This is a genomic window from Hyphomicrobium sp., assembly GCF_009026145.1.
In the GTDB taxonomy this organism is placed as follows: domain Bacteria; phylum Pseudomonadota; class Alphaproteobacteria; order Rhizobiales; family Hyphomicrobiaceae; genus Hyphomicrobium_A.
Genome location: NZ_WBUE01000014.1, coordinates 39,046 through 55,589 on the forward strand (window position 1 = coordinate 39,046; position 16,544 = coordinate 55,589).

16 protein-coding genes are annotated in these 16,544 nt (G+C 67.1%); 6 read left to right on the forward strand and 10 right to left on the reverse strand.

The window, feature by feature from the left end; translation table 11 throughout:
- Positions 1–92: 92 nt before the first annotated feature.
- Entirely contained in the window at positions 93–2,039 is a 1,947-nt protein-coding gene (locus F9K20_RS12145; protein WP_291001842.1) for an ABC transporter ATP-binding protein/permease, read from the reverse strand.
- 100 nt (positions 2,040–2,139) lie between these two features.
- The gene (locus tag F9K20_RS12150; RefSeq protein WP_291001845.1) at positions 2,140–3,807 is read right to left on the reverse strand and encodes a hypothetical protein; all 1,668 of its coding nucleotides are present in this window, start codon (positions 3,805–3,807) and stop codon (positions 2,140–2,142) included.
- Between the two features lie 256 nt (positions 3,808–4,063).
- On the opposite strand from F9K20_RS12150, the gene F9K20_RS12155 reads away from it, so the two are divergent.
- Positions 4,064–4,696, forward strand: coding sequence for a TIGR00730 family Rossman fold protein (locus tag F9K20_RS12155; protein WP_291001848.1), 633 nt, complete (start codon positions 4,064–4,066; stop codon positions 4,694–4,696).
- A gap of 15 nt (positions 4,697–4,711) precedes the next feature.
- Here the strand turns inward: F9K20_RS12155 and F9K20_RS12160 are convergent, their stop codons facing one another.
- Positions 4,712–5,254, reverse strand: coding sequence for a disulfide bond formation protein B (locus F9K20_RS12160; RefSeq protein WP_291001851.1), 543 nt, complete (start codon positions 5,252–5,254; stop codon positions 4,712–4,714).
- Between the two features lie 18 nt (positions 5,255–5,272).
- Complete coding sequence (locus tag F9K20_RS12165) at positions 5,273–5,431, reverse strand: DUF5993 family protein (protein ID WP_291001854.1); 159 nt, start codon at positions 5,429–5,431, stop codon at positions 5,273–5,275.
- Between the two features lie 25 nt (positions 5,432–5,456).
- Between F9K20_RS12165 and F9K20_RS12170 the strand changes: the two genes are divergently transcribed.
- On the forward strand, positions 5,457–6,452 hold the full coding sequence (locus F9K20_RS12170; RefSeq protein WP_291001857.1) for a zinc metalloprotease HtpX: 996 nt from the start codon (positions 5,457–5,459) through the stop codon (positions 6,450–6,452).
- Between the two features lie 46 nt (positions 6,453–6,498).
- Positions 6,499–7,509 (forward strand): methylmalonyl Co-A mutase-associated GTPase MeaB, encoded by a 1,011-nt coding sequence (gene meaB, locus F9K20_RS12175; protein ID WP_291001859.1) that lies wholly within the window; start codon positions 6,499–6,501, stop codon positions 7,507–7,509.
- 70 nt (positions 7,510–7,579) lie between these two features.
- Here the strand turns inward: meaB and F9K20_RS12180 are convergent, their stop codons facing one another.
- A complete protein-coding gene (locus F9K20_RS12180; protein ID WP_291001864.1) occupies positions 7,580–7,855 on the reverse strand; it encodes a hypothetical protein in 276 nt (91 codons plus the stop codon).
- A gap of 188 nt (positions 7,856–8,043) precedes the next feature.
- On the opposite strand from F9K20_RS12180, the gene F9K20_RS12185 reads away from it, so the two are divergent.
- Positions 8,044–9,537, forward strand: a complete 1,494-nt coding sequence (locus F9K20_RS12185) for a peptide MFS transporter (RefSeq protein WP_291001867.1) — start codon at positions 8,044–8,046, stop codon at positions 9,535–9,537.
- Positions 9,538–9,545: 8 nt separating this feature from the next.
- Here F9K20_RS12185 and F9K20_RS12190 read toward each other — a convergent pair whose 3' ends face one another.
- The 5 genes from F9K20_RS12190 to cysS are packed head-to-tail and all read right to left on the reverse strand — an operon-like array spanning position 9,546 to position 14,469.
- On the reverse strand, positions 9,546–10,766 hold the full coding sequence (locus F9K20_RS12190; RefSeq protein WP_291002004.1) for an MFS transporter: 1,221 nt from the start codon (positions 10,764–10,766) through the stop codon (positions 9,546–9,548).
- A 50-nt stretch (positions 10,767–10,816) separates the two neighbouring features.
- On the reverse strand, positions 10,817–12,427 hold the full coding sequence (gene cimA, locus F9K20_RS12195) for a citramalate synthase (RefSeq protein WP_291001870.1): 1,611 nt from the start codon (positions 12,425–12,427) through the stop codon (positions 10,817–10,819).
- Positions 12,428–12,434: 7 nt separating this feature from the next.
- Entirely contained in the window at positions 12,435–12,557 is a 123-nt protein-coding gene (locus F9K20_RS12200) for a hypothetical protein (protein ID WP_291001873.1), read from the reverse strand.
- Positions 12,554–13,054, reverse strand: a complete 501-nt coding sequence (locus F9K20_RS12205; RefSeq protein ID WP_291001876.1) for a GFA family protein — start codon at positions 13,052–13,054, stop codon at positions 12,554–12,556. Before F9K20_RS12205 ends, F9K20_RS12200 begins: the two co-directional genes overlap by 4 nt.
- Positions 13,051–14,469 (reverse strand): cysteine--tRNA ligase, encoded by a 1,419-nt coding sequence (cysS, locus tag F9K20_RS12210; protein ID WP_291001879.1) that lies wholly within the window; start codon positions 14,467–14,469, stop codon positions 13,051–13,053. Before cysS ends, F9K20_RS12205 begins: the two co-directional genes overlap by 4 nt.
- Before the next feature lie 363 nt (positions 14,470–14,832).
- Between cysS and F9K20_RS12215 the strand changes: the two genes are divergently transcribed.
- Both F9K20_RS12215 and F9K20_RS12220 read left to right on the forward strand, forming a co-directional pair.
- Positions 14,833–15,930, forward strand: a complete 1,098-nt coding sequence (locus F9K20_RS12215) for a DUF2865 domain-containing protein (protein WP_291001882.1) — start codon at positions 14,833–14,835, stop codon at positions 15,928–15,930.
- Between the two features lie 69 nt (positions 15,931–15,999).
- Entirely contained in the window at positions 16,000–16,542 is a 543-nt protein-coding gene (locus F9K20_RS12220; protein WP_291001885.1) for a GNAT family N-acetyltransferase, read from the forward strand.
- Positions 16,543–16,544 lie beyond the last annotated feature (2 nt).

Here is a 16,544-nt window from a genome sequence, read left to right on the forward strand (position 1 = left end):
GCAACCGATCGGGTCGACGACGATCCCTGGATGGCACCCGTTCGCCGTCTGCCCGCGCCGGCCGCTCCCCAGGCGGCCGGCGTCTTGTTTTCCTACTTCGCCGTCATCAGACGGATGTCCTCGGCGCGCAGCGCGCCTTCGCGCTCGGCATCCTCGAGCACGTGCGCCAGCTCCTCGCGCGCCTTCTCCGCCTGCCGTTGACGCGTCCACAGGCTGGCGTAGAGGCCGCGTTTCGCGATCAGCTCGCCGTGCGTGCCCTGCTCGACGAGTCGCCCTTTGTCGAGCACCAGGATGTTGTCGGCGTGCACGATGGTCGACAGCCGGTGGGCGATAACGAGCGAGGTGCGATCGCGCGCCACTTGGTCGAGGGCATCCTGGATCTCCTTCTCGGTGTGGCTGTCGAGCGCGCTCGTTGCCTCGTCGAGGATGAGGATGGGTGGGCCCTTGAGGATGGTGCGGGCGATGGCGACGCGCTGCTTCTCGCCGCCCGACAGCTTCAATCCGCGCTCGCCGACCATGGTCTTGTAGCCCTGCGGCAGCGTACGGATGAAGGCGTCGACCTGTGCCAGCCTCGCCGCCGCATAGACCTCCGCATCGGTGGCGTCCGGGCGGCCGTACTTGATGTTGTAGAAGATGGTGTCGTTGAACAGCACGCTGTCCTGCGGCACCACGCCGATGGCGGCGCGCAGGCTCTTTTGCGTCACGTCGCGAATGTCCTGCCCGTCGATCGTCACGCGCCCGCGCTCTATGTCGTAGAAGCGGAACAGGATGCGGCTGATGGTCGATTTGCCGGCACCCGACGGCCCGACGATGGCCACCATCTTGCCCGCCGGCACGGTGAAGGCGACGTTGCCGAGCACCTGGCGACCGCCCGCATCGTAAGCGAAGGTGACGTCGTCAAAGCGGATTTCGCCCTTGGTGACGAGGAGCGGCTTGGCGCCGGGGCGGTCCTTGATCTCGGGGCGCTCACCGAGCAGCGCGAACATAGCCTCGAGGTCGACGAGCCCCTGCTTGATCTCGCGATAGACCATGCCCATGAAGTTGAGGGGCATGTAGAGCTGGATGAGCAGCGCGTTGATCATCACGAACTCGCCGACCGAGTGCGTGCCGGCAACGATACCGCGTGCGGCGAGCAGCATGCAGGCCGTCATGCCGACGGTGAAGATGAGCATCTGGCCGGTGTTGAGCACGCCGAGCGAGCGGAAGGTCTTGATCGCCGCCCGCTCGTAGCGCGCCATCGAGGCATCGAAGCGGCGCGCCTCCAGCTCCTCGTTGCCGAAGTATTTCACCGTTTCGAAGTTCAGCAAGCTGTCGATCGCCTTGGTGTTGGCCTCGGTGTCGCTCTCGTTCATCTCGCGGCGGATGGCGATGCGCCGCTCGCTGGCGGCGAACGTGAACCACATGTAAGCGGCAACCGTGGCGAACATGATCACCACGTAGCGCCAATCGAAGTAGTAGAGCAGCATCCCCGAGACGAGCAGCAGCTCGAGCGCCGTCGGCACCACGTTCAAGATGCCCATGCGGATGATGAGCTCGACGCCGCGCGTCGCCCGCTCGATGACGCGCGACAGCCCACCGGTGCGCCGTTCGAGGTGAAAGCGCAGCGACAATCGATGCAGGTGCTCGAAGGTGCGGTTGTTGAGCTGGCGGACGGCGTTCTGCCCTACCTCGGTGAAGATGACATCGCGCACCTGGGTCAGCGCCATCATGAGGACGCGGCCCGTGCCATAGGCGAGGATCAGCATGACGATGCCGATCATGACGCTGCTACCGACGTCGAGCGCGGCGCCTTTGCCGGCCGCCGCCGTCAGCATGTCGGTGGCGTCCTTGTAGAAGACGGGCACCGCGACGGTGACCAGCTTGGCGATGAGCAGCACGCCGAAGGCGAGCACAACGCGCGCGCGCAGATCGGCGCGGTTCGCCGGCCACACCAGCGGTAGCAGCCCGAGCAGGGCGTCCCAATGGCTGGCACGCGCGGCCGAATAGTCCTCTTCGCGCTCGTCGCTGGGAGCGGCCGGGATCGCGGGCGGAAACGACATGAGACCTGCTTGGCTGGACGGTTGGTTATTGCGCGCGGCAACACCGACGCGCGCAAGCGGCATCGGCAGACTTTTGATCTAAGCGGCGTCTGGGACGGCCTCAGTCAATATAGTGGCGGTGGCGCCGATAGGTAAGCCGCCCGGGATGGTGCTTGTGCGGGCGCACGCGATAAGGGCGCCCGGCATAGACGCGCACGGGTGCATAGACGTGCCGGACGCGGTGGGTCCTGTGCGGCTTGGCGAATACGCGACCGCAGCGGCACGCACAGTGGCGCTCCACGTACAGGAGGTCGACCGGCTGGAGGAAGCGCTTGCGGACGTGCGCGTAGCCCCGGCGCGGTTTGCGATGCTTGTGGGCGTGGCGGCTCTTGTGCCGGTAGGCGTACGCCTTCTTCTTGCTGGCGCGTGACTTGGCGACCGAGCGTTTCGCCACCTTCTTCTTTGCGGTCGGCGGCGGCGGTGCCTCGGCCACCACCGTTTCCTCGCGCGCCTTGGGCGTGGCGTCACGCGACGCCGACGGTGCCGCGGGCCTCTCTCCCTCGGAGGTTGCGGGCGCCACCGCTACGGCGGAGTTCTCCTTGGCGATCGGCAGCGGAGGCTGCGCGGCCGCGCTCGGGGTTCCAGCTTCCCTCGCGCTCGGCGTGGGCGGCGGTGAGGGCTGCGACGCAGTGGGAGCCGGCGCCGTTGGCGCCTTGGCGATCTCGGCGCGCGCTGCTTCCTTAGCCCGCGCAGCCGCTTGCGAGCGGCGCGTTGCCTCGGCATCGATCTCGGCCTTGCGCTTGGCTTCGGCCTCGGCCTCCGCCACGGCCCTGCGCTCGGCGACATCGGCCTCCGCGGCCTGCCGCTTGGCCTCCTCGGCCTTGCGACTGGCTTCCGCCTCGGCGGCTCGCCGCTTTTCTTCTGCATCTGCCTTGCGGCGCGCCTCCGCGGCCTCCGCGATGAGCTTGGCACGTGCCTCGGCTTTGGCCTTGCGCTCGGCTTCGGCGACCGCCGCGCGGCGCTTCTCCTCATTCGCCCGACGCTGAGCGTCGGAAGCCTGCTCCTGCATGCGCCGCTTTGACTCCGCCTCCTCGGCTGCCCGCTTTGCCGCGGCGGCCGCGACTTCACGCTCGGCCGCGGCATCAGCCTCGCGCTTGGCCTCGGCTTCCTCGGCTGCGCGCTTGGCGGCGGCGGACCGGCGGCGTGCCTCCGCCTCGGCTTCTGCTTCGCGCTTGATCTGCTCTTCGGCCGCGACCGGTGCGGTCTCGCTCGGCGCCGTTCCTGCCGCCGGCTCGCGCAGCGGTGTGACGATCTGGGTGCGGTAGGAGCGATTGGCACGCGCCAGCCAATCGCGCGCCATCTCCATCAGGCCGCTCCAGCCACGGAGCTGCGGCGGCTCCGGTTCGGCGGCCGGGGGCGGCGATGACGGCACCGGTGTCGTCTCACCCGCGCGCTGCACGATGACCGTCCAGCCATCGGAGTTCTTGAGCTGCGCGATCACCACGTCGTCATAGGATTTTGCCGAGCGCGCCAACCAATCCCAGACCGGCGCAAAGGTGCCTGCTTCGCCGTCGCGCCTATCCGTCGGTGCCTGCGGTGCCGCGCCTTGTGCCGTCTGCGGTTGCGTCTCGCCGGCGAGAATGTCGGTGAAGCGCTGCGAGGCGGCGCGCGCCAGATCCTCGGCCCGCTGGCGCAGTGCTGGCGCATCATGCGGCGGCTCATTGTCGGCCGCGACGGCGCCCTGCGCGCCGAGCATCGCCAGCACGAAGAGGGAACGCATACCCGTCATCAGCGTTTTCCGCTCCCGTTGATCCTCGCCGGCATACGGCGGGATACCCGTTGTTTATGGCGGTTCTCTGAGACTGCCGCCTGCTACGGCACCCCATTAAGCACAACTCCGGCAGCGCGCCAAACCGACATCAAAAAATCGGATAACGGAGCGACCCTAGCCGCTGGCGTCCTTGGGCGGCGCTGTCACACGCCGCTGCCGATACCCATATTAGACATCCCCCATGGGGCAATTTGTTGAAACGACGGAAGTTTGAATGAGCAAGAAGCGGTTGAACGGAAAGAAGAAGATCGCGGACGGCGCGCGCAACGTGTGCGTCTACTGCGGCTCGGGGCTGGGTCTCAACTCAACCTACAGGGAGGCGGCCCGAACGCTGGGTGAGGCGCTGGCGCGCAACGACATCGGCCTCGTCTACGGCGGCGGCAGCCTCGGCCTGATGGGTGAGGTGGCGCGCGCAACGCTCGAGCACGGTGGTCGCGTGACCGGGATCATCCCCGGCTTCCTCGTCGAGAAGGAAGCGATGATGCGCGACGTCGACGAGATCATCGTCACCGAGGACATGCACGAGCGCAAGCGGCTGATGTTCGACCGCTCGGACGCATTCGTGGCGCTGCCGGGTGGCGTCGGCACGCTCGAGGAGCTCGTCGAGCAGCTCACCTGGGTGCAGCTCGGCCGCCACACCAAGCCGGTCGTCGTCGCCAACATCGATCGCTTCTGGACACCTTTCCTCAGCCTGCTGACGCACATGAAGGCGGATACCTTCATCCGCCCTGGCCTCGACGTGCGTTTCACGGTGGTCGATGACGCCGGCAAGATCGTGCCGACGATCGTCGGCGCCTGGGAAAAGCGCCCGGCCCCGTCGGACGAGACGGTGCTGGCGAAGTTCTGACGCCAGCCGGCCGCCTCAGTTGAGCAACTGGTAGCGAACCGGGTTCGCCGGGCAGCCCGAAAGACCGCACTCGGCCAGCGCGCTTGCCGCATTGAGCGCCGTGAGGGCAATGATCAGCCATACCGCCGCGTTCTCGAACGGGCCGCGCATGGAGGCGGTCTGCGACGGCGCAAACTGGCGGGCGAACATCAGCATCACACTGGCGGCGAGGATCGCTGCCACAAAGCCGAGGAACGCCCAGGTATAGAAGTGGTAGCCGAGCAAGGCGGAGCCGTAGCCGACATCTCCCGGCATGATGTGCAAGAGGATTTGCCGGGCGGCGATGGCGCCCCCCATCAGCGCCGCGATGACGACGAGCCCGTAGTATTGCGGCCTCGGGCCGTGGCGGATGTTGAGGATCGGGCCGACGGCGAGGGCCGTAAAAGCCACCCTCTGCAACAGACACAGGGGGCAGGGCAGCTCGTCGTAGGCGAGCTGCCAATAGAAGGCGACGAGTAGTACCACCGAGATGGCGTACAGCGCCAAAGCATTGAGGGTGATCGCCAGTTTCGGGCTCATATCCACCACTACAGCTCCCTAGAACGACAGGGGCAGCGCATCGGTCGCGTGACGCAGATAGAGTGCGGCGGTAAACACCAGGCCGGCAAAGAACACGTAGGTCGCCGAGGGGGCCTCATGGCGCCATGCGAGCCACATGGCGAGGGCAAAATTGAAGAAGGCGATGAAGAATTCCATGCTACGGCTCGCGGGTTAGGCTCTGATGCCCGGCATGACAATGGAAGCGGAGCATAATCCGAGTCGGCCTATCGAGCGTGGTGCAGCTCTCGCCAACTACGCGCAGGCTGCCGTGCTGCTCGGCGGCTTCGGCGCGCTCACTGCCGGCGTCCTGTGGCCGGAGTTCGGGCGCGGCGCCCTGGCCATCGCCGTGCTGGCGGCCGCCGGCATCGTCGTGCTGGCGACACGCATCGCCCCAAGCATGATGATGCTGATCTACGGCGCGCGCCCCTACCAGGCCGGGGACCTCGCTCAGTTCGACCACATCACGGCGGAGCTGGCGCGCCGTGCCGGCCTGCGCTATGCGCCGCGGCTCTACGTCGTACCGAGCATGCTGCTCAGCGCTTTCTCCGTCGGCTCCTCCCAGCGCTTCGCCACGGCCCTCACCGAAGGACTGCTGCGCCGTCTGACCATGCGCGAGGTTGCGGCCGTGTTGGCGCGTGAGGTGGCGCACGCGCAACGCGGCGATCTCCTCGTGCTCGGCATTGCCGACGTCGTCACACGCTGTGCGCAAGGCCTCTACTACATCGGCTTGGCGCTGGCTGCTCTCAACCTTCTGCGCGGCATCGGCGGCGGGGAGCCAGTGCCGTGGCTCAGCGTCGTGCTGTTGATCCTCGCACCGGCCTTGATGACGCTTCTGCAGCTCGCCCTGTCGCGCGCGCGCGAAATCGAAGTCGATCGGGCGGCGGCGCTGCTGACCGGCGATCCGCTCGGCGTCGCTTCCGCCATCTCGCGCCTCGACGCTTCGCCGGGCTCGCCACTCGAGGACCTCATCCCGCCGGTGCCGGCGCGCAAGGTGCCGCTGCCGTCGATGCTGCGCTTTGCCCCACCGCCGTCCGAGCGGCGCATCGCCCGACTCAACACCTTCCAGGCGCCGCCCATGCCGCCGCTCGACATCGCCGAAGGACCGCGCATCTCGCTCATCGGCGTCGGCCCCATCGAAATGCGGCCGCGCTATCGCTGGCCGGGCGTATGGTTCTAGCGACGGCAGTAGCTGTGGTTCCAGGGGACGAGGCAGCAGGCCGCGCTTGCGCGCCCTGGCCGTTTACGCGTATCAGCCGGTGATGGCTGAGACGACGACCTCTGGGGCCAGGGAGCGCATCGAGACCGATGCTCAGGCCACGGCCCTCGTGCACAAGATGCGCGCCGGCGAGCGGCGCGCCACCGCGTTGGTAATTACCGAGCTGGAGCGGCTTTCGACGGCGGCGCCGATCCTGTTGCGCGCCATGCAGCCCTACCTCGGGCACGCGTTGGTCGTCGGCTTCACTGGGCCGCCCGGCGCCGGCAAGTCGACGCTCGTCAACGCCGTGATCGCCGAGCTGCGCGGCACGGGCAAGAGCGTCGGCGTCATCGCCGTCGATCCCTCGAGCCCGGTCTCGGGTGGCGCCATCCTCGGCGACCGCATCCGCATGACGGCGGCGCTCGACGACGACGGCGTTTTCGTGCGCTCGCTGGCGAGCCGCGGCTACCTGGGTGGACTGTCGCCGGCCGCCGTCCGCGTCATCGACGCGCTCGACGCGGCAGGCCGCGACGTCATTCTTCTCGAGACGGTCGGCACTGGACAGAGCGAGATCGACGTCGCCGAGGTGGCCGATGTGCGCGTCGTCATTTCCGCGCCCGGACTGGGCGACGACATCCAGGCGATGAAGTCGGGCTTGCTCGAGATCGCCGACATCATGGTGGTCAACAAAGGCGACCGCCCCGGGGCCGAACAGACGCTGCAGCAGCTCGTCGGGGCGCTGTCGATCCGCGCCATGCGGCGTCATTCCGTGCCCGTCCTCAAGACGACGGCGACGACCGGCGAAGGCGTGCAGCAGCTCGTCGCGGCCGTCTCCACGATGGGGCGCGAGCTTGAGACTGCCGGCCCGCTGGCGCGACGGCGGCGGCGGGCGCGCTACCTCATTGCCCGTGCCGCCTCCGACCTCGTTGCAGAGCGCGTGCGCGCCGGTGGCCCCACAGCGCTCGACACCCTCGCCGACCAGGTGCTCGCCGGCGCCATCGGCCCGGAGGAAGCGGCGCGGCGCCTGCTGGACAAGTGAGGGCCGAGATAGAAAGGGCGCCCGTCGGGGGCGCCCTCCTGACCACGCACCGCCAAGTTGAGTGCAGCAATCAATCGTCCGGCGTATCGGTGTCAGCGTCGCCGAAACCCGAGGGGCTGAGCACATAGTATCCGTCGCGGACGTCGTAGATGCCGTCAGGGCGATAGATCCGCACCTGAGCACGCGAGCCATAGTTGATCGAGGAATCTTTCGGCATCGACATGCCCGAAGCGGTCGCCGGCGCCGCGCCAGGCTCGTTTGTGGGCAAATTGCGCGCGACGGACGTGGTCGCAGAACCGCCGAGTGCGAGAACAGTCGCGATCGCAAAGATGGCGTTGGTGTTCATCCTGGGTGACCTTCCTTCAGATGCGCCGTAGGGAATCGCACCTGTTCCATCGGAGGAGTTGGTGGCGAGATTGCCGCGTATTGCGCTCAGCCTGCGCCCGATCCGTTGGTGTCCAGTAAAAGAACTTGTAGCTATTGTGCCCATTGCGGAACGTTGCTGAACCAAGCAGGCGGGGCAAACGACAAAGAATGGCAGAAACGGGCGCGGGCGCCGGCAGTTCGGGGACGATGGCATTTGCGGGACAGCCGCGCGGCCTCTCGACGCTGTTCTTCACTGAGCTGTGGGAGCGCTTCTCCTACTACGGCATGCGCGCGCTGCTGACGCTGTTCATCGTCGCGCCGATGCCGGCCGGCGGGCTTGGGCTTTCCGCCGTCGAGGCGGCGCGCATCTACGGCAATTACACGATGGCCGTTTATCTGCTGTCGATCCCCGGCGGCTTCATCGCCGACCGCTATCTCGGCGCGCACCGTTCCGTGATCATCGGCGGAACGATCATTGCGCTCGGCCACTTTACGCTGGCGGTACCGGCCGAGATCACATTCTATCTCGGGCTCGCCCTCGTGGCCCTCGGCACCGGCCTCTTCAAGCCCAACATCAGCGCCATGGTCGGCGGCCTTTACGCGCCGGCCGACGAGCGCCGCGACGCTGGATTCTCCATCTTCTACATGGGCATCAACATCGGCGGCCTGCTGGCGCCGCTCGTCACCGGCTTCCTCGCCCAGAGCGATCTGTTCAAGAGCTGGCTCGCCGCCAACGGTTTTGATCCGGCCGCCAGCTGGCACTGGGGCTTCGGCGCCGCCGGCGTTGGCATGACCCTCGGGCTCATCGGCTACGTGCTGCAGGCCAAGCGCCTGGAAAATGTGGGACGCACGCCGCCAGTGGCCGGCGGATCGTGGGCGACGAGCTTCATCGTCATCGTCGGCGCGCTCGCCATCATGGGGCTCACGGTGCTCTCCGACGAGCCGCGCTTCCAGTGGCTGCGCGCGGCATTCCTCTTGCTGCCGGTCGCGGCCATCTTCTGGTTCGCGGCGCGCGGCGATATCGATGGCGAGCGCATGGCCGCGATGTTCGTATTCTTCATCGCGTCGATGCTCTTCTGGGCCATCTTCGAGCAGGCCGGCATCAGCATCGCCCTTTTCGGCCTCGAACTGACGCGCAACGAGGTGTTCGGCTGGTCCTTCCCAGCCGCCTGGTATCAATCGCTCAACCCGCTGTTCGTCATCCTCCTGGCGCCGCTGTTCGCGCTCCTCTGGCTGCGGCTCGGACCGCGCCAGCCATCGAGCCCGGTGAAGTTTGCCTTCGGGCTGTTCTTTCTCGGTCTGTCGTTCCTGCTCATGGTGCCGGCGGCGATGCTCACCGCCGAAGGGCGCGTCAGCCCGCTGTGGCTGGTGGGGCTGTTCTTCTTGCAGACGGTCGGGGAGCTGTGCCTGAGCCCGGTAGGCCTCAGCACCATCACCAAGCTGGCGCCGGCGCGACTTGTCGGCCTGGTGCTCGGCGTCTGGTTCCTCTCCATGGCCTGGGGCAACAAGCTCGCCGGCGTGCTGGGCGGCGGCTTCACGGCCAGCGACCCCGGCGCCCTGTCGACGTTTTTCCTGCAGCAGGCGTCGATGGTCGGGGCGGCGACGCTGGCCCTCGTCGCGCTCATCCCATGGCTGAAGCACCTGATGCGCGGCGTCCGCTGAGAGGCCGCCTAGGCTGCGCCGCGGTCCATCCCGTGCGAGCGCGCAATCTGCCAGCGCGCGAGGCCGATGAATGCCGCCAGCGCAACGCCCGCGAAGACCGCCCCGGCGATAAAGGTCATCGCCGGCCCACCGACATCCCACAGCACGCCGGCGATAACGCTCGATAGCAGCGTGGCGATGCCCGCCGCGAGGTTGAAGAGGCCAAAAGCGGTTCCGCGCAGGTCTGCCGGCGCCGTATCGGCGATGAGCGTCGCGATCAGCCCCTGCGTGAAGCCCATGTGCAGCCCCCAGACGATAGTGCCGATGAAAACGAGAGGCAGCGACGTCGCCGCCGCGAGCAGGAGATCGGCAATCATGAGCAGCGCGATACCTGCCACCATCACGCCGTTGCGGCCGATGCGGTCGGAGGCGGCGCCGGCGGGATAGGCGGAGAAGGCGTAGGCGATGTTCATGACGACAAGGATCGACGGGATCAGTGCCGCCCCGAGACCGACATTTTGCGCCCTGAGCAGAAGGAATGCCTCGCTGAACCGGGCCAACGTCAGCAGCGTTCCCGCCGCCACTACTGCCCAGAAAGCGGCGGAGAGGTTCTTTGCGTCGCGCCAGTGCAGGCGCTTGGCCCCGTTCTCCACCTGCGTGCGCGGTGCATCGCCGACGCCGAAGACGATGAGGCCGAGCGAGGCGAAGGCAGGAATGACTGCGACCCAGAAGACGAGCGTGAAGTTGTCGCCCGTCAGCATCATGAGGGCGATGGCGATCAGCGGTCCAAGAAAAGCGCCGACGGTGTCGAGCGCCTGGCGCAGGCCAAAGCTAGCGCCGCGCAGCGGCGCCGGGGTGAGGTCGGCGACGAGCGCGTCGCGCGGCGCGCCGCGGATGCCCTTGCCGACGCGATCGATGAACCGGGCCGCGACGAGCCAGCCGACGCTGTTGGCGAGCGGAAAGATCGGCTTGGTGAAGGCCGCCAAGCCATAACCGATCGCCGCCAGCAGCTTGCGCCGCCCGAGCCAGTCGGAAAGCGCCCCGGAGAAGATCCTGGTGATCAGCGCCGCCGCCTCGGCGATGCCCTCGATGAACCCGACGGTGAGCGCCGAGGTGCCGAGCACGACGACGAGATAGATCGGCAACAATGCATGGATCATCTCCGAGGAGACGTCCATGAGCAGGCTGACGAGGCCCAGGACCCACACGCCGCGCGGGATCGCCCGCAGACCGCTCTGCGCCGGTTCGATGGCAAACCTCCTGGCGCTCCCCGTCAGAAGCCCGGGCGGCGCTCTCTTCCTCACGCGGCCTGGGCGTTGTCCTTCATCAGCTTGTAGTTGATCGAATCGAGCAGCGCCTCGAAGCTCGCGTCGATGATGTTGGGCGAAACGCCGACGGTGAACCAGCGGTTGCCGGTGAGCGTGTCGTGGCTCTCGACCAGGACCCGCGTCACGGCCTCAGTGCCACCCGTTAGGATACGCACCTTGTAGTCGACGAGCTCGACGCCATCTATGTGCTTCTGGTAGCGGCCGAGGTCCTTGCGCAGCGCGCGGTCGAGCGCGTTGACGGGGCCATTGCCCTCGCCGACCGACCACAGCGGCTCGTTGTCGCCGTTGACGAACACCTTGACGATCGCCTCCGACACGGTGACGAGCTTGCCGCGCGCGTTGTGGCGGCGCTCGACCATGACGCGGAAGCTGTCGACGGAGAAGTAGCGCGGAACGCTTTCCAGCATGCGGCGGGCCAGCAATTCGAAGGAGGCTTCCGCCGCCTCGTAGGAGTAGCCGGCGGCCTCGCGCTGCTTGACCTCCTCGAGCAGCTTCGTGACCCGGCTGTCGTCCTTGCCGATCGGGATGCCCAACCGCTCGATGCTGGCAAGGATGCTCGACCTGCCGCCCTGCTTGGAGACGAGCAGGCGCCGCTGATTGCCCACCGCCTCCGGTGCGATGTGCTCGTAGGTCTGCGGCTCCTTGACGATGGCCGAGGCGTGGATGCCGGCCTTGGTGGCGAAGGCGCTCTCGCCGACGTAGGGCGCGTGCCGATCCGGATTGCGATTGAGGATCTCATCGAGGACGCGGCTGGCGTGCGTCAGCGTGCGCAGCCGCTCGGGCGTGACGCCGGTCTCGAAGCGGTCGGCGAACTCGCTCTTTAAGAGCAGCGTCGGGATGATGGAGGTGAGGTTCGCGTTGCCGCAGCGTTCGCCGATGCCGTTGAGCGTGCCCTGCACGTGGCGGCAACCGGCGCGTACGGCCATCAGCGAGTTGGCGACGGCGTTCTCGGTGTCGTTATGGGTATGGATGCCGAGGTGCGCGCCGGGCACCACTTTCGCCACCTCGCCGACGATGCGCTCCACCTCGTGCGGTAGCGTGCCGCCGTTGGTGTCGCACAGCACCACCCAGCGCGCTCCCGCCTCATAGGCGGTGCGGGCAACGGCGAGCGCGTAGTCGCGATTGCCTTTGTAGCCGTCGAAAAAGTGCTCACAGTCGATCAGCGCCTCGCGGCCGGTCTCGACGACGGCCTTCACCGACTGCTCGAGCGCCAAGAGATTCTCCTCGTTGCTGATGCCGAGGGCGACGCGCACGTGATAGTCCCACGACTTGGTGACGAGGCAAATGGCTTGCGCGCGCGAAGCCAGCACCGCCTGCAGGCCCGGGTCATTCGACACCGAGCGCCCGGCCCGCTTGATCATGCCGAAGGCGGTGAGCTTCGCCGTCTTCAGCAGCGACGGCTCGCCGAGGAACTGCGTGTCGGTGGCGTTGGCACCTGGAAAACCGCCCTCGACGTAGTCGACGCCCAGCTCGTCGAGCACGGCGGCGATGCGGCGCTTGTCCTCGACGGAGAAGTCGACCCCCGTCGTCTGCGCGCCATCACGCAGCGTCGTATCGAACAGGTAAAGCCGTTCCTTGCTCATCACTGACTCACACGTATCCGAAGCTGCGCGCCGCCACCCAGATGGCGAAGGCGGCGATGCCGATCTTCACCAGCACGTAGAACAGCCAGTGGCGCGGTTCCGGTGTGTCCTTGTGCCAATCCTCGCTCATGCCTTGCGTCCTTCCGGGGGCCAGACCTCGGTGTCGTGGTCGGGGTGCTGATAGGAGACCACCGAGGCGAGATAAGTTGCATACTCCGGATCGGACGCAGGCTCGCGCACCGCGATGGCGTCGAGCCGCCACAGCCAAGGGTATTGCTCGTCCATCGCCATCTGCACCACGGGTTCGATCTTGGCCGCCTCGTCGAACGAAGCGACGGTCACATCCAGCCAGTCCTTGAACTCCCATGTCAGCGGCGTGCCGCACTTCTCGCAGAAGCCGCGGCGCGCGACGTTGGAGGAGACAAAGTGCATGGGCGCTCCGCGCGTCCACTTCAGCTTGGCGTAGTCGACGCGCACGTAAAGCCCGAAGGCGCCGCCGGTCGCCTTCTGGCACATGCGGCAGTAGCAGACGCTCGGCTCGCCCAAGGGTCCTTCCACCTTGAAACGCACGGCGCCGCACTGGCAGCCGCCGCTCCACTCGCGTGCCTCAGCCTGCTCTGCTGTCATCGCGCCAACTCCCAGGTTGTGACGATCTCACCGGTCGCCGGATCCTTGGCATCTTTCAAGATTACGCCGCGCGCCGCCAGCTCGTCGCGGATGCGATCGGCCTCCTTGAAGTTCTTCGATTTGCGCGCCTCCCCGCGCTGCGCCACCAGCGATTTGACGCTTAGGGCAAGCTCGGGGTCGGTCACCTCGACGAGCTCGGAGCTTTGGGCGCGGGCGTGCCAGCGCGACACGTCGAAACCGAGAAATTCGGCGGAAGCCAGCCACTTTTCGCCGGCCGACTCGTTACCTCCACGCGCCTCCTTGGCGAGCTCATGCAGCCGCGCGATGGCGAGCGGCGTGTTGAGATCGTCCTTGAGGGCCTCGATGACGGCGAGGTCGGGCAGCAGCCCCTCGACCAGCGAGCCGCCGATGCGGTCGCTGATCTCGCCCCAGCGATCGAGCGTCGCCTGCGATTCCTCGAGGCCCTTCTTCGTCCAGTCGATGGGCTGGCGATAGTGTGTACGCAGCATGTTGAAACGCACCACTTCGCCCGGCCACTCCTTCAACAGGTCGTGGATGGTGATGAAGTTGCCGAGCGACTTCGACATCTTCTCGCCTTCCACCTGCAGGAAACCGTTGTGCAGCCAGTACTGCGCCATGACAGGGGTTGCGTGCGCGCAGCGCGATTGCGCGATCTCGTTCTCGTGGTGCGGGAAGACGAGGTCGATGCCGCCGCCGTGGATGTCGAACACCTCGCCCAAGTGCTTCTCGGCCATGGCCGAGCACTCGATGTGCCAGCCCGGGCGCCCCGGCTCCTTGATGCCGGCCGGCGACGGCCACGACGGCTCGCCCGCTTTCGACGGCTTCCACAAGACGAAGTCCATCGGGTCCTTCTTGTAGGGCGCCACCTCGACGCGGGCCCCGGCTGCCATCTCGTCGAGCGAGCGGTTCGACAGCTTGCCGTAGTCGGGCATCGAGGGGACGTGGAACAGCACGTGGCCTTCGGCGACGTACGCATGGCCCTTGGCGATGAGCGCCTCGATCAGCGCCTTCATCTCCTCGATGTGCTCCGTAGCACGCGGCTCGACCGTCGGCGGCAGCACGCCGAGGGCCGCGATATCCTCGTGAAACTGCTTGGCCGTGCGCTCGGTGAGCGCGCGGATCGACACGCCCTCCTCGGCGGCGCGGGCGTTGATCTTGTCGTCGACGTCGGTGATGTTGCGCACGTAGGTGACGTGCTCCTTGCCGTACATCTGGCGCAGAAGGCGAAATAGCACGTCGAACACGATCACGGGCCGCGCATTGCCGATGTGCGCGTAGTCGTAGACGGTCGGCCCGCACACGTACATGCGCACGTTCTGCGCATTGAGAGGCACAAACTCCTCCTTGCGGCGCGTCAGCGTGTTGTAGAGCATCAGAGGATGCGCTTCGGCCATGACGGTCCCTAGGTCCCCGGGAGCCGCTGGCGGGGCGTTTTCTCTGTCTCAGGATTTGGGCAAAGAAGCGCGCCGCGCGCCAGCGGTGATTGCTAGCTCGAAATAATGATAATGCCGCACAGATTGACGGCGTGTGTGGGCAGCTTGCGCTTCATGGCCGCCGTTATGCGCAAACTCGGCTTCACTCGTCAAGCGAGCACCGAGTTAACTTGGCCCTTGGCTTTGGTTTTCCGCGGGATAGCGCGACCAGTCGCCCCAATTGCTCCGCATTGACCCCCTAGCCCATGGTGTCCATAGTTGCACCGCACCAGCCAAGCAAAGGGTCCGGTGGTGGCAGGGGCCCACGGCAGGACAGAATTGACAATGCGTAAAGCACGTGTCCGGCGGCAGGCTCTTGGCGCTGCGATCCTCGCCGCGGCAATCTCCGCTGCCTGCCCGGCACTGGCACAGGGCTGGTGGCCGTGGAGCAATTCCGAGCCCGAGCGTCCGCCCATTCCCGACGAGCCGGTTTACCGCGAGCCGCCGCCCGCGCAAGGCGAGTCCCCGACCATGCAGCCACGCCCCGAGCCTGCCCCCGGCGCGCAGATGCCGCCGCCACAGTCCGCCCCGGCGGTCAACTGGTCGACGAAGAACCCGATATGTCTGCAACTCGAGCAGCGCCTCGTCCAGGACGGCCAGCGCTCGAGCGGCATGCGCGACCGACTGCCGGCCATCGAAGCTCAGATGCAGCAGGCGGAGCAGGCCTACGAGCAGAGCCGGTCGGACCTCGAGCGCTTCGACTGCTACGAGTACTTCATCTTCTCCAAGACGCTGCGGCGCTCGCGGCGCTGCGTCGACCTCGCGCAGCAGGGCGAGGATGCCCGGCGGCGCCTTTCCGAGCTCGAGGCGCAGCGCCAGCAGATCGTCAGCTCCGGCGAGCGCTCGTATCGCGACGACATCGTGCGCGAGCTGGCCCGCAACAACTGCGGCGCCAACTACGTGCAGGAGGCACGCCGCTACGATCGCGACCGCGAATCGTCGATCTGGCAGGACGAGGGCGAGAGTAGCTTCTCCAGCCCGTGGAATCCGTTCAGCGGCACGCATTCATCGGCCACCTACCGCACCGTGTGCGTGCGCCTGTGCGACGGCTATTACTTCCCGGTGAGCTTCTCGACGCTGCCCAGCCACTTCGAGCAGGACGCCGAGGCGTGCCAGTCGAAGTGCGCCGCACCGGCGGAGCTTTACTACTACCAGAACCCCGGCGCGGCGATGGATCAGTCGATCGCCTTCCGCACGCAGGAGCCCTACACCAGCCTCAAGACGGCATTCCGCTATCGCAAGGAGCTGGTGAAGGGCTGCTCGTGCAAGGAGGCGGAGTACGTCCCAGCGGATGCACCGGCCGGGGACGGCAAGCGCGCCGACACCGGCGCGACGACCGGATGGGAGGCCCGTTCGGAGATCGAGGCGCAGAACCAACGCTAAGGGCACGCGGGCGCCTGTCACTCGTTTAGCGTACACCCGCTACGGATAAGAGCATCGCGAAAGCCAAAGATGTACGTCTCCGACAACGCCGACAGCCTCCTCGATATGCTCGAGATCCGCCCCTTGAGCGTCGATGATCTGTCGACCGCGCGCTACGTCGTCGGCGCCGCGTTCGCCCGCGGCGCGGCAGAGCACTACTCGGGGCCGCAGATCGAGGCGTTCGCCGAGTTCGTGCGCAGCCCCCACTACAGCGACGTATTGCTCGGCAACCGCGCCTACGGCGCCTTCATCGGCGCGGAGATGGTGGGTGTGGCAGCCTGGAGCCTCGGCGAGGCGAAGAGCCCGACGGCGCGTATTCTAGCCGTGTTCGTGCATCCGCTGTTCGGCGGCGACGGCATCGGCTCACGGCTCGTCGAGTACCTCGAGGACGAGGCGCGCGCCGCCGGCTACAGCGCGGTGGAAGCGAGCGTGACCCTCAATGCCGCTCCGCTTTTCGAGCGCCTCGGCTATCTCGAGACGCGGCGCGGCGCCTGGGGGCTGCCTTCGGGGCGCGAGATGCCGATCGCGTTCATGCGCAAGATCGATGCCCGCCGCCCGGACATCATGCACTGAGG